The 12,864-nt window shown below is 69.4% G+C and carries 10 protein-coding genes; 5 read left to right on the top strand and 5 right to left on the bottom strand.

Annotated elements, in window-relative coordinates; genetic code table 11:
* Positions 1–30: 30 nt before the first annotated feature.
* Complete coding sequence (gene cydB, locus AC0B9F_RS29380; protein WP_472007652.1) at positions 31–1,035, bottom strand: cytochrome d ubiquinol oxidase subunit II; 1,005 nt, start codon at positions 1,033–1,035, stop codon at positions 31–33.
* A gap of 20 nt (positions 1,036–1,055) precedes the next feature.
* Complete coding sequence (locus AC0B9F_RS29375) at positions 1,056–2,564, bottom strand: cytochrome ubiquinol oxidase subunit I (RefSeq protein ID WP_472007651.1); 1,509 nt, start codon at positions 2,562–2,564, stop codon at positions 1,056–1,058.
* A gap of 210 nt (positions 2,565–2,774) precedes the next feature.
* Here AC0B9F_RS29375 and AC0B9F_RS29370 point away from each other — a divergent pair, with 210 nt between their 5' ends.
* Positions 2,775–3,182 (top strand): cyclophilin-like fold protein, encoded by a 408-nt coding sequence (locus tag AC0B9F_RS29370; RefSeq protein ID WP_472007649.1) that lies wholly within the window; start codon positions 2,775–2,777, stop codon positions 3,180–3,182.
* Between the two features lie 118 nt (positions 3,183–3,300).
* Here AC0B9F_RS29370 and hisC read toward each other — a convergent pair whose 3' ends face one another.
* Positions 3,301–4,380 (bottom strand): histidinol-phosphate transaminase, encoded by a 1,080-nt coding sequence (hisC, locus tag AC0B9F_RS29365; RefSeq protein ID WP_472007647.1) that lies wholly within the window; start codon positions 4,378–4,380, stop codon positions 3,301–3,303.
* 467 nt (positions 4,381–4,847) lie between these two features.
* On the opposite strand from hisC, the gene AC0B9F_RS29360 reads away from it, so the two are divergent.
* From AC0B9F_RS29360 to AC0B9F_RS29350, 3 genes are all read left to right on the top strand, one after another.
* The gene (locus tag AC0B9F_RS29360; RefSeq protein WP_472007646.1) at positions 4,848–5,963 is read left to right on the top strand and encodes a LacI family DNA-binding transcriptional regulator; all 1,116 of its coding nucleotides are present in this window, start codon (positions 4,848–4,850) and stop codon (positions 5,961–5,963) included.
* A gap of 403 nt (positions 5,964–6,366) precedes the next feature.
* Positions 6,367–7,470, top strand: coding sequence for a metallophosphoesterase (locus AC0B9F_RS29355; protein ID WP_472007644.1), 1,104 nt, complete (start codon positions 6,367–6,369; stop codon positions 7,468–7,470).
* Positions 7,471–7,687: 217 nt separating this feature from the next.
* Complete coding sequence (locus AC0B9F_RS29350) at positions 7,688–8,557, top strand: hypothetical protein (protein WP_472007643.1); 870 nt, start codon at positions 7,688–7,690, stop codon at positions 8,555–8,557.
* A 72-nt stretch (positions 8,558–8,629) separates the two neighbouring features.
* Here AC0B9F_RS29350 and thiC read toward each other — a convergent pair whose 3' ends face one another.
* On the bottom strand, positions 8,630–10,414 hold the full coding sequence (gene thiC, locus AC0B9F_RS29345; protein WP_472007642.1) for a phosphomethylpyrimidine synthase ThiC: 1,785 nt from the start codon (positions 10,412–10,414) through the stop codon (positions 8,630–8,632).
* Positions 10,415–10,655: 241 nt separating this feature from the next.
* On the opposite strand from thiC, the gene AC0B9F_RS29340 reads away from it, so the two are divergent.
* Positions 10,656–12,170 carry a YibE/F family protein gene (locus AC0B9F_RS29340; RefSeq protein ID WP_472007640.1) on the top strand — a complete coding sequence of 505 codons (1,515 nt, stop codon included), beginning with the start codon at positions 10,656–10,658 and terminating at the stop codon, positions 12,168–12,170.
* A 150-nt stretch (positions 12,171–12,320) separates the two neighbouring features.
* Here AC0B9F_RS29340 and AC0B9F_RS29335 read toward each other — a convergent pair whose 3' ends face one another.
* Positions 12,321–12,767 carry an SsgA family sporulation/cell division regulator gene (locus AC0B9F_RS29335; RefSeq protein WP_472007638.1) on the bottom strand — a complete coding sequence of 149 codons (447 nt, stop codon included), beginning with the start codon at positions 12,765–12,767 and terminating at the stop codon, positions 12,321–12,323.
* Between the last annotated feature and the right edge of the window lie 97 nt (positions 12,768–12,864).

Raw genomic sequence — 12,864 nt, 5'->3', positions numbered from 1 at the left:
TGAAACACACCTCAGTGCGCGGCTTCGACGTCAGTGTGCGGGCTCGGCGATGTGCTGTGTGCCGATCCGCTTGCGGAAGACCCAGTAGGTCCAGGCCTGGTAGAGCAGCACGACCGGCGTGGCGATCGCCGCGCACCAGGTCATGATCTTCAGGGTGTAGGGGCTCGACGAGGCGTTGGTCACCGTCAGGCTCCAGTCCGGGTTCAGCGTGGACGGCATGACGTTCGGGAACAGCGTCAGGAACAGCATGGCCACGGCGGCCACGATGGTCACGCCGGACAGGGCGAACGACCAGCCCTCCCGCCCGGCCTGGTTGGCCACCAGCGCCGCGACCAGCGCCGCCACGGCGACCACCAGGGCGATCAGGCTCTTGCCGTCACCGCCGTCGGCCTGCGTCCAGCCCAGGAAGGCCAGGGCGAGGACCGCGGTGGCGAGGCCGACCTTGAGGGCCAGCTTCCGCGCGCGTTCGCGGATCTCGCCGACGGTCTTCAGGGCGGTGAACACCGCCCCGTGGAAGGTGAACAGCGTGAGCGTGACCAGGCCGCCGAGCAGGGCGTACGGGTGGAGCAGGTCGGTGAGGCTCCCGACGTACTCCAGGTTCTTGTCGATCTTCACGCCGTGCACGATGTTGCCGAAGGCCACACCCCACAGGAACGCGGGGATCAGCGAGCACCAGAAGATCGCCGTCTCCCAGTTGCGCTGCCAGTGCTCCTCGGGTCGCTTCGCGCGGTACTCGAAGGCGACACCGCGCACGATCAGGCAGACCAGGATGACCAGCAGCGGCAGGTAGAAGCCGGAGAACAGGGTGGCGTACCACTCGGGGAAGGCGGCGAAGGTCGCGCCGGCCGCCGAGAGCAGCCACACCTCGTTGCCGTCCCAGACCGGGCCGATGGTGTTGATCAGCACCCGCCGCTCGGGCCGGTTGCGGGCCAGCAGCCGGGTCAGTACCCCGACCCCGAAGTCGAACCCCTCCAGGAAGAAGTAGCCGGTCCACAGGACGGCGATCAGGACGAACCAGACGTCGTGCAGTTCCATGTCTGTGCAGCTCCCTCGGCCTAGTAGGAGAAGGCCATTGGCTTGTCGGCGTCCCGGGAGTCGCCGCCGATCTTCGTGGGCGGATTCAGGTCGTCCTCGGTCAGCTCGGGCGGGCCGGCCTTGACGTACTTGACGAGCAGCTTCACCTCGATGACGGCGAGGATCGCGTACAGGGCGCCGAAGACGGACATCGAGGTGATGACCTCGCCCTGGGACACGCCGGGGGAGACCGCGTGGCGGGTCTGCAGGACGCCGTAGACGACCCACGGCTGGCGGCCCATCTCGGTGAAGATCCAGCCCCAGGAGTTGGCGATCAGCGGGAAGGCCAGGGTCCAGATCGCGATGCGCCAGAACCAGGTGGTGAGCTTCGGGCTGAGCGCTTTGTTCTTGAACAGGACCAGGTGGGGCACCTCGTCGTCGGCGACCCGGAGGGCCCGCGGCAGCATGAACTTCTTGCGGGTCAGCCACAGTCCGGCGATACCGAGGCCGAAGGACGCCATGCCGAAGCCGATCATCCAGCGGAAGCCCCAGAAGGTGACCGGGATGTTGGGCCGGTAGTCGCCGGGCCCGAACTTCTGCTGCTCGGCCTTGTTGACGTCGTTGATGCCGGGCACGTACGAGGTGAAGTTGTCGTCGGCCAGGAAGGACAGCAGGCCGGGGATCTCGATGGCCACGCTGTTGTGGCCCTTCTCCACGTCGCCGTAGGCGAACACGGAGAACGGCGCCGGCTTCTGTCCGTCCCACAGGGCCTCGGCGGCAGCCATCTTCATCGGCTGCTGCTTGAACATGACCTTGCCGAGGGTGTCACCGCTGACCGCGGTGAGCAGACCGGCGATGACCACGGTGATCAGGCCGAGCCGCAGCGAGGTCTTCATCTCGCGGATGTGCTTCTTGCGGGTCAGGTGGTACGCGGCGATGCCGACCATGAAGGCTCCGCCGGTCAGGAAGGCCGCGGAGAGGGTGTGGAAGGCCTGGCTGAGCGCGGTGTTCTGGGTCAGCACGGCCCAGAAGTCGGTCAGCTCCGCCCGGCCCTTCGCCTTGTTGATGCGGTAGCCGACCGGGTGCTGCATCCACGAGTTCGCGGCGAGGATGAAGTACGCCGACAGGATCGTGCCGATCGAGACCATCCAGATGCAGGCCAGGTGGATCTTCTTCGGCAGCTTGTCCCAGCCGAAGATCCACAGGCCGATGAAGGTCGATTCGAAGAAGAAGGCGATCAGCGCCTCGAAGGCGAGGGGCGCGCCGAAGATGTCACCGACGAAGCGGGAGTAGTCCGACCAGTTCATGCCGAACTGGAACTCCTGCACGATGCCGGTGACGACGCCCATCGCGATGTTGATCAGGAAGAGCTTGCCCCAGAACTTGGTGGCCCTGAGGTACTTCTCCTTCTCCGTGCGCACCCAGGCGGTCTGCAACCCGGCCGTGAGTGCGGCGAGCGAGATCGTCAGCGGGACGAACAGGAAGTGGTAGACGGTGGTGATGCCGAACTGCCAGCGCGCCAGTGTCTCCGGCGCCAAAGCCAGGTCCACGTCGTCAGTCTCCTTACCTCGCCGTGCAACGGCTGCCGTTTGCCCCTGTTTGTGACCCACAACACGGGAGCAACCGGGCACGCTTGTGAATGCATTCACATTCACAAGCCATTATGACGCACCGATTTTCGACTTTCGAAGGGGGGTCCCCCCTTGACCGCCGCGGCAGACTCTTGGCAGCGAGTTCAACATTGTGTTGAATTGCGCGCCATGCAGATGCACAGCAGTACGCACACGACGACGACTCGGATCCGGATCTCGTGGCCCGCAGGTCACCTCACCGCGACCCTCGACGACACCGCCACCACGCAGGCCCTCGCCAAGGCCCTGCCGCTCGCCTCCGTCGCCCGCACCTGGGGCGAGGAGGTCTACTTCGACACCGGAGTCTCGGTTTCACGTGAAACAACGGCCCAGCAGGTCGTCGAACCGGGCACCGTGGCCTTCTGGACGGACGGCGACGCGCTCGCCCTTCCCTACGGGCCGACGCCGATCTCGCGGGGCGACGAGTGCCGTCTGGCCAGCCCGTGCAATGTGATGGGACGCCTGGACGGGGACGCCCGCACACTCGCCACGGTGCGCGACGGCGACCCCATCCGCGTGGAACTGATCGAGGGCTGACCCAGCCCATCGGCTGACCCAGCCCTCGTCAACGGACAGCTCACTCAGGCCGCGGCCGCACCCGCGGCGCCATCCGTGATCTGCCTACGGAGCCATCCGGCTCCCTGCCTGCGAAGTCCTACAGCTCCTTGCGGAAGTTCTCCGCCACCTTCACGAAGATGTCGTTGGCCTCGGTCTCCCCGACCGTGACCCGTACCCCTTCGCCCGCGAACGGGCGCACGACCACGCCGGCCTGCTCGCACGCCTGCGCAAAAGCAACCGTGCGCTCGCCCAGCCGCAGCCACACGAAGTTGGCCTGGGTCTCGGGCACCGTCCAGCCCTGGGCCCGCAGCGCGTCGACCACCCGCGTGCGCTCGCACACCAGCGAGCCGACCCGGCCCAGCAGCTCGTCCTCCGCCTGCAGCGAGGCGATCGCCGCCTCCTGCGCCAGCTGGCTCACACCGAACGGCACCGCCGTCTTGCGCAGCGCCGCAGCGACCGGCTCATGTGCGATCGCGAAACCGACCCGCAGCCCGGCGAGGCCGTACGCCTTGGAGAAGGTCCGCAGCACGCACACGTTCGGCCGCTCGCGGTAGATCTCCACGCCGTCGGGCACCTCGGGGTCACGGATGAATTCCCGGTACGCCTCGTCCAGCACCACCAGCACGTCGCTGGGCACCCGGTCCAGGAACCGCTCCAGCTCGGCCCGCCGCACCACCGTGCCGGTGGGGTTGTTCGGGTTGCACACGAAGATCAGCCGGGTCCGGTCGGTGATCGCGTCCGCCATGGCGTCCAGATCGTGCACATCGCCCTCGGTCAGCGGCACCCGCACCGAACGCGCCCCGCTGATCTGCGTGATGATCGGGTACGCCTCGAAGGAGCGCCAGGCGTAGATCACCTCGTCGCCGGGGCCGGAGGTCGCCTGGATGAGCTGCTGCGCCACGCCGACCGAGCCGGTGCCGGTCGCCAGGTGGGAGAGCGGGACGCCGAAACGCTCGGACAGCTCGTTCATCAGGCCCGTGCAGGCCATGTCGGGGTAGCGGTTGAAGTCGCAGGCAGCGGCGTTGACGCGCTCCATCACGCCGGGCAGCGGCGGATAGGGGTTCTCGTTGGAGGACAGCTTGTAGGCCACCGGCCCGTCGGCCGCGGCGGGCTTGCCCGGCTTGTAGGTGGGAATACCCTCCAGCTCGGCGCGCAGCTTGGGGCTCGTCTCGCTCACCGCAGTCCTCCTCGCAACCACCGGCGGCCCGTCACTGCCGCCGGCTTCCAATACTGCTCACCTTATGAGGATTGGGCCTCGCTGCGTACCGGTCTGCAGGACCTCGTGGGGCAGGGCACAGGCAGCGAGACCTCTCGCCCCCGGAGCGCATCCCGGGCATCGCCGTACGAAGACAGACGAAGGGTCCGCGTGGGCGTACGGCGTGGGGGGCGCGCCGTACATATATCTATGCGCCGGTAGCTCACGCCGTGGCGCGCATCCCTCGTCAAGGTGAGTTGAGACCTCTTCGAAACATCGGGTGCTCGGCAGGCCCAACCGCGCCGACGCATCATGTCTTGCCGAGAAAACGGTTAACTTCCTTTCTTTCCAAGGCACTTCATGCCTACTGGCCATGCAGAAACGTGCCTGTCAACGCGTGCATATGCGTCCGCACTACCCCGCGTCATGAGCCCTACTATCACCTCGCCATGACAGCAGCAGGGAAGCACCAGGTGAGCCGCGCGGAAACCTCACGCCGAGGCAGCCGGCCGGGCCGGGCGGGCATCAGAGACGTGGCCGCCGCCGCCGGAGTCTCCATCACGACCGTCTCCGACGCCCTGAACGGCAAGGGCCGGCTCCCGGACGCGACCCGGCGCCACGTCCGCGAGGTCGCCGACCGGCTGGGCTACCGTCCCTCCGCCGCCGCCCGCACCCTCCGTACCGGCAAGTCGGGCCTCATCGGTCTGACCGTGACGACGTACGGGGATGAACCTTTCACCTTCACCGAGTTCGCGTACTTCGCCGAGATGGCCCGAGCCGCCACCTCGGCCGCGCTCGCCCGCGGCTACGCGCTGGTCATCCTGCCCGCGACCTCCCGCCACGACGTGTGGTCCAACGTCGCCCTGGACGGCACGGTCGTCATCGACCCCTCCGACCAGGACCCCGTCGTCACGGAACTGGTCCGGCAGGGATTACCGGTGGTCTCCGACGGCCGCCCGGCCGGCTCCCTGCCCGTCACCGCCTGGGTCGACAACGACCACGAGGCCGCCGTCATGAACATCCTCGACCACCTCGCCGACGCCGGCGCCCGCCGCATCGGCCTGCTGACGGGGACCACGACCGACACGTACACGCACCTGTCGACCACCGCCTACCTGCGCTGGTGCGAGCGCGTCGGGCAGGACCCGGTCTACGAGGCCTACCCGGCGCACGACCCGTGCGCGGGCGCCGTCGCCGCCGACCGGCTGCTCGCCCGGCCCGACCGCCCCGACGCCGTCTACGGCCTGTTCGACCCCAACGGCACCGATCTGCTCGCCGCCGCCCGCCGCTACGGGCTGCGGGTGCCCGAGGAGCTGCTCCTGGTGTGCTGCAGCGAATCCACCGTCTACGCGAGCACCGAGCCGCCGATCACGACCCTGTCGCTCAAGCCCCGTCGTATCGGCACGGCCGTGGTGCAGCTGCTCATCGACGCCATCGAGGGCGTGGAGTCCGACCAACCGGTCGAGCAGGTGATACCGACGGAGCTGATCATCCGCACGTCTTCCCAGCGCCGCCCGCAGCGCACGACGGTCAGCCCGCCGCGCGCCCCGGAGGGGGACGGGTAGGCACGGGTGGCCCGCGGTGCGTCCCGCGACAGGGGGCCGCGCCCCGGGGGCGGGGCGGTTCGCGGCGCGCCCGCCGGGGCGGGCGGGGTGCGGAGGGGGCTCCCCGCCGCGTTCCCGGCCCCGGGTGGGGGCGGGGGTGGCCCACTCAGCGCCTCGGAGCGCACACTCGGGGCGGGCGCAGGGGGCGGCGAGCCGGATGTGTCGGACCCCCTGACGTCGTGACCGGGCGGGGCCAGGCGGGGAAAGCCCTTCCCAAAAGGGGCGAAAGCCGCGGTGAACAGGAGTCTTGTTCCGATTCACCACCCCTGGGTCATCACACGGCACGATCCGCATTCCTATGATGGGCCCACGACACCGCGGGCCGCTGCGACCAGGCAGTCCGAAGCGGTGCAGCTGCGGCGCGATGGTGGAGGGGTCGATGACTCAGGGGGCCGGTCAGGGACCCGAGGTGGAGCGGACGGCGACGTTGCGCGACTTCCGCGTGCCTGCGTACGTCCATGAGACCGGTCCGTTCGGCCACGAGGCCCAGCCGGGCGAGGGCGTCCGGCCCGTCGAGGAGCCGCTCGTGCCCGAGGGATACACGCCCACCGAGCGCGATCTGCCCGTCATCAACCGAGGTGACACCGTGCAGGTGACCGTCGACCCGGCCGCCGTACCGGCCCCGGCCCCGGCCCAGCCCGCCGCCGGCCCCGGCCCCCTCTACGTCGTCGGCGACGTGCACGGCTATCTCGACGAGCTGGTCTCCGCCCTTCAGGAGAAGGGGCTGATCGATACGGCGGGCCAGTGGTGCGCGGGCACCGCCCGGCTGTGGTTCCTCGGTGACTTCACCGACCGCGGACCCGACGGCATCGGGGTCATCGACCTGGTCATGCGGCTGTCCGCCGAGGCCGCGGCGGCCGGCGGCTACTGCAAGGCACTCATGGGCAACCACGAGCTGCTGCTGCTCGGCGCCAAACGGTTCGGTGACACGCCCGTCAACTCCGGGGCGGGCACCGCCACCTTCCAGGCGGCCTGGCTGCTCAACGGCGGCCAGAAGACCGACATGGACCGCCTCCAGGACCACCACCTGCAGTGGATGGCCCGCCTGGACGCCGTCGAAGAGGTCGACGGCTATCTGCTCGTGCACTCCGACACCACGGCCTACCTCGACTACGGCGACTCGATCGAGGCCGTCAACGACACCGTCCGCGAGACGCTGACCCGCAACGACGCGGACGAGTGCTGGGATCTGTTCCGCAAGTTCACCAAGCGCTTCTCCTTCCGCGACGAGGGCGGCGCCGACGCCGTGCGCTCACTGCTCGATACGTACGGCGGCACCCGCGTCGTTCACGGCCACAGCCCGATTCCGTATCTGCTGGGCGAGGTCGGCTCCGAGGAAGGCGAGGACAGCGCCGGCCCGGTCGTCGAGGGCCCGCACGTCTACGCCGACGGGCTCGCCATCGCGATGGACGGCGGTGTGACGATGGCCGGGAAACTGCTGGTCCAGGAACTCCCGCTGGGCGGCTGAACGTTCCCACACGCCGCCCCGCGGCCCGTCCTCCCCCATCGGCGACCGCACACAGCGGATCCGCTGAACACACCCCACCCGTCGGCAATTTGTGGAAACCCCCTGTCACGGCGAGCCGTCACCGCTCTACCATCGGCTTATCCGTAGCAGGCTCCCCTCCGTTTCTGCCCGACGGCTCGTCGCCATGCGAGCCCCAAGCCCTACGGAGCATCGGGGGATGCACATGAACAGCGTTCCGCAGCACCTGCTGAGCGAGGACCGTCAGGACTACGAACGGATCCTCGATGAGGCGCTGCGCTCCGCAGCCCACCGTCCCGAACTGTCCGCCGCCGGACAACGGCTCAGCCTCGAACAGCTGCGCGCCATGGCGCTCAGCGCCACCGCCCTCATCACCGCCTCCGCCGCCACCGAGTACCAGCATTACGTCAAGGTCCGCGAGGAGCTGCGCCAGCCGGCCCCGACCGCCGCGCCGACCGCCGAACACCCCTCCGCACCGGCCGAGTCCGGCAGCGCTCCGATGGGGCTCGCCGCCACCGTGGGCGAGATGGCCGACACCACCGGCGCGGGCGCCGTCGCCGTGGTCGCCGTCCTCGCCCCCGTCCTCGCCGGCACCGCCGCCGCCATATTCCTGCTGGTGGGCTACGTCCTGAAGATGCTCGACCCCGAGCCGGCCTTCGCCCGGACCATGCTGACCGCCGGTTGGGTCTTCGGCGCTCTGACGGCGGCCGCGATCCTCGTCGCCACCGTCGGCCTGCTGCTCACCGCTCTGCGCAACCGCCCCTCGCTCGAGTCCGGCGCCCACGGTGAACCGCCGCAGGAGCTGACCCAGGCCCGGGACGCCTGGCACGAGGCCCTGCTGGAACGCGGCATCGTGCCGTTTCTGCGCGAGGCCCTGGCCGATCCGGGTACGACGCCGGCGTATCCGGCGTCCCCGTCGGTGCCGTCCAGCCGCATCCCGCGCCTGGGCTACGACCGGCCGGGCTTCACCAGCCCCGACGACGGCCCCGCCGCCGGACCGCGCCCGAGCTTCACGAGCCCCGACTTCAGCAGCCCGGACTTCGGCGGCCCGGAACACCAGCCGGAGTAACTCCCCGGTGACACTGAGCCGGCGAGCGGTACTCCGTGCACGCCAGGCACGGAGTACCGCCCGGGGGCCGCGTCAGTCCGCGATCGGCAGATACACGCGGTTGCCCGCCTCCGCGAACTCCCGCGACTTCTCCGCCATCCCCGCCTCGATCTCGGCCTTGCTGCCGCCGTGCTCGCGCCGGATGTCCTGCGAGATCTTCATCGAGCAGAACTTCGGCCCGCACATCGAGCAGAAGTGGGCCGTCTTGGCCGGTTCCGCCGGCAGGGTCTCGTCGTGGAACTCCCGCGCCGTGTCCGGGTCCAGGGCGAGGTTGAACTGGTCCTCCCACCGGAACTCGAACCGGGCGTCGGACAGCGCGTCGTCCCACTCCTGCGCGCCCGGGTGGCCCTTGGCGAGATCGGCCGCGTGAGCCGCGATCTTGTAGGTGATGACGCCGGTCTTGACGTCGTCCCGGTTGGGCAGGCCCAGGTGCTCCTTGGGCGTGACGTAGCAGAGCATCGCCGTGCCCCACCAGGCGATCATCGCGGCGCCGATGCCGGAGGTGATGTGGTCGTACGCCGGCGCGATGTCCGTGGTCAGCGGGCCGAGCGTATAGAACGGAGCTTCATCGCAGATCTCCTGCTGAAGGTCGATGTTCTCCTTGATCTTGTGCATCGGGACGTGCCCCGGGCCCTCGATCATGGTCTGTACGTTGAAACGCTTGGCGATCGTGTTGAGTTCCCCGAGCGTCCGGAGCTCCGCGAACTGGGCCTCGTCGTTGGCGTCCGCGATGGAGCCGGGCCTGAGGCCGTCACCGAGGGAGTACGTCACGTCGTACGCGGCGAGGATCTCGCAGAGCTCCTCGAAGTGCTCGTACAGGAACGACTCCTTGTGGTGGGCGAGGCACCACGCGGCCATGATGGAGCCGCCGCGCGAGACGATGCCCGTCTTGCGGTTGGCGGTGAGCGGCACATACGCCAGGCGCACGCCCGCGTGGACCGTCATGTAGTCCACGCCCTGCTCGGCCTGCTCGATGACCGTGTCCTTGTAGATCTCCCAGGTCAGTTCCTCGGCCCTGCCGTCGACCTTCTCCAGCGCCTGATAGAGCGGCACCGTGCCGATGGGGACGGGGGAGTTGCGCAGCACCCACTCGCGGGTGGTGTGGATGTTGCGGCCCGTGGACAGGTCCATGACCGTGTCGGCGCCCCAGCGGGTCGCCCAGGTCATCTTCTCGACCTCCTCCTCGATGGAGGAGGTCACCGCGGAGTTGCCGATGTTGGCGTTGACCTTCACCAGGAACCGCTTGCCGATGATCATCGGCTCGATCTCCGGGTGGTTGACGTTGGCCGGCAGCACGGCGCGGCCGGCCGCGATCTCCTCGCGGACCACCTCCGGCGAGACGTTCTCGCGCAGCGCCACGTACTCCATCTCGGGCGTGATCTCGCCCCGTCGGGCGTACGCGAGCTGCGTGACCGCCTGGCCGTCACGGCCGCGACGGGGCTGGCGCGGCCGTCCGGGGAAGACCGCGTCGAGGTTGCGCAGACCGCCGCGCGGCGAGGTGTGCTTGATTCCGTCGTCCTCGGGACGGACGGGACGGCCCGCGTACTCCTCGGTGTCGCCGCGGGCGATGATCCAGTTCTCCCGCAGCGGCGACAGGCCCCTGCGGACGTCGGTGTCGACGAGTGGATCGGTATACGGGCCGGACGTGTCGTACAGAGTGACCGACGTCCCGTTGGTGAGGTGCACCTGACGGACCGGCACCCGCAGGTCGGGGCGCGAACCCTCGACGTACGCCTTGTGCCAGCCGATGGACTTCCCGGCCTCCTGAGCAGACTCGCTCTGAACGGAGGCAGGCGTGCGTGCGTCCTTGTTGGTCATGAGACCTACTCCCTACGCCGGCATTACCCGGTAACAGGTTCGGCGGTCGACGCAGCGGTCACCGTCTACCGACATTTCGCGTGGGACACCACATGTTCCACGTGAAACATCGCGAAGACGGAGGTCAGCGCCCTCTCAGCCCGGTGCTCCGAGCTCCCGCGTGTGCAAAGGTGCCTCCACGCTAGCGTCAATTCGGGCGCGGTGAACAGGGGGCCCCTCTCGTTCTTGCGATGATCGGTCGGTGACCACCACACGCCAGCCCCCGTATCCGCCGTCCGAGCCGCCCCGCGGCCAGAGCCCGGCCGGCCACGGTCAGGTCGCCGAGGACGGCCACGGACATGGGCACGCGACGGGGTCCGAGCACGGACACCGGCGCGTGTCCGGCGGCGGACATGGGCACGGTGCCGCACATTCCGCGGGAGGCGGACACGGGCACTCGCACAGTCACAGTCACGGGCCCGCCGCTCCCGTCTCCCGGCATCTGCGCAAGGTCATCGCGGCGATCCTCATCCCGTTCGCCGTGGCGGTGGTCGTCGGTCTCGGCGTGCTGTGGCCCGGGGGCGCCCCCTCCCATCAGCGCACCGGTGTCGGCTTCGACCGGCAGTCCCAGCAGGCCACGGTCACCCAGGTGGTCGAGGTGAGCTGCCGGTCCGTCAACGCCTCCGGTGGCTCGCCGACCGGTGACGCGTCCACCGCGGAGGGCTCCTCGGCCCAGCAGCAGCCGAGTGGCAGCTGCAAGAAGGCCACCGTCCGGGTCGACTCGGGCAAGGACCAGGGCCGGACGTTCACCGAGATCGTGCAGCCCGACCAGACGCGGCAACTGCATCAGGGCGAGAAGGTCGTGGTCGCCTACGAGCCCTCGGCGCCGAGGGACCTCCAGTACTCGGTCACGGACGTCGACCGGGGCTTCCCGATGGCCCTGCTGGCCGGCGTCTTCGCGCTCGCCGTCATCGTCGTGGGGCGGATGCGCGGAGTGATGGCGCTCGTCGCGCTGGCCATCAGCTTCCTGGTGCTGAACTTCTTCATCCTGCCGGCGGTCCTGCAGGGCGACAACCCTCTGGTCGTCGCCGTCGTGGGCTCCAGCGCGATCATGCTCATCGCCCTGTATCTGTGCCACGGGCTGTCGGCGCGGACGTCCGTGGCGGTGCTCGGCACCCTGATCTCCCTGCTGCTGATCGGCGTCCTCGGCTCGCTGTTCATCGGCTGGGCCGCCCTGACGGGCAACACGGACGACAACACCGGCCTGATCCACGGCCTGTACCCGTCCATCGACCTGAGCGGTCTGCTGCTCGCGGGCGTCATCATCGGATCGCTCGGCGTGCTCGACGATGTGACGGTCACCCAGACCTCCGCCGTCTGGGAGCTGCACGAGGCCAACCCGTCGATGGGCTGGCGCGGGCTGTACCGGGCCGGCATCCGGATCGGCCGCGACCACATCGCTTCCGTCGTCAACACCCTGGTCCTCGCGTACGCCGGTGCCGCGCTGCCGCTGCTGTTGCTCTTCTCCATCGCGCAGAGCAGCGTGGGCACGGTCGCCAACAGCGAGCTGGTCGCGGAGGAGATCGTGCGCACGCTGGTGGGTTCGATCGGCCTGGTCGCCTCGGTGCCGGTCACCACCGCGCTCGCCGCCCTGGTGGTCGCCGCCGACCGCACGGGTACGGCGCCGGCCGGCCAGGTCACCGACGGTGACACCGGCACAGGTTCGATCCCGGTGCCCGCCGGCCGCGGCGGCCGGGGACGGCGCCGCAAGCGCTGAGACACCGGGCCGCCACCACCGCCGTAGCGCACGCCCTCGCGGACGGGCTACGGAAGGCTGGGAAGTGGCTGCTCAAGGACTGCAGAAGCGTTCCTGCACAGCCTCACCCCTCGGCGCTGAACCGTTACGCCACCCTGGTGACGTGACGCGTCACCCCGCGCTCTGCTCCTCGGCGAGGATGCGGTCGAGCGCCTCCTCCAGATGGGCGTCGAAGTCGGCGAGCGCGCCCTCCTGGCCGAGCGGCACCAGCTTGTCGGTGCGGTCCAGGAACGCCACGATCGGCGCCGCCGACGAACGGAACAGCGCCTGATCGCCGCCGACCTGGAGCCGGATCAGCACCTCACCCAGGGTGTCGGCCTCGACCGGTGCGATCCGGACATCGCCCTCCCCGCACGGCCGCCCCACCCCGTCGAGCAGCAGCTCACGGCCGAACGCCCAGGTCACCGGCGCATCGCCGGGAAGATGGAACGTCAGCCGTACGGCATAGGGATCACAGGCCTCGTAACGCAGTTCCACCGGGATGCGGAACGAGAGCTCCTCGGAGACGAGGAAGCTCATCATGACCTCTGCCTGTACTGCCTGCACGGACTCGCGCATTCGCCTACCCCGTCACTTGCCGTCGACTGGCTGGGAATGAACCCCTTGACACTGGAGGCATCTTGCTGAACGTGCATGGGAGATCACAAGGAGTGAG

This window comes from Streptomyces sp. NPDC097129, assembly GCF_055668065.1.
This window is presented reverse-complemented; position numbering and strand designations above follow the sequence as displayed.

Coding starts and splice junctions, on each gene's coding strand:
- cydB (WP_472007652.1), bottom strand. CDS start 1,035: ATGGAACTGCACGACGTCTGGTTCGTCCTGATCGCCGTCCTGTGGACC.
- AC0B9F_RS29370 (WP_472007649.1), top strand. CDS start 2,775: ATGCAGATGCACAGCAGTACGCACACGACGACGACTCGGATCCGGATC.
- AC0B9F_RS29360 (WP_472007646.1), top strand. CDS start 4,848: ATGACAGCAGCAGGGAAGCACCAGGTGAGCCGCGCGGAAACCTCACGC.
- AC0B9F_RS29355 (WP_472007644.1), top strand. CDS start 6,367: ATGGTGGAGGGGTCGATGACTCAGGGGGCCGGTCAGGGACCCGAGGTG.
- AC0B9F_RS29350 (WP_472007643.1), top strand. CDS start 7,688: ATGCACATGAACAGCGTTCCGCAGCACCTGCTGAGCGAGGACCGTCAG.
- thiC (WP_472007642.1), bottom strand. CDS start 10,414: ATGACCAACAAGGACGCACGCACGCCTGCCTCCGTTCAGAGCGAGTCT.
- AC0B9F_RS29335 (WP_472007638.1), bottom strand. CDS start 12,767: ATGCGCGAGTCCGTGCAGGCAGTACAGGCAGAGGTCATGATGAGCTTC.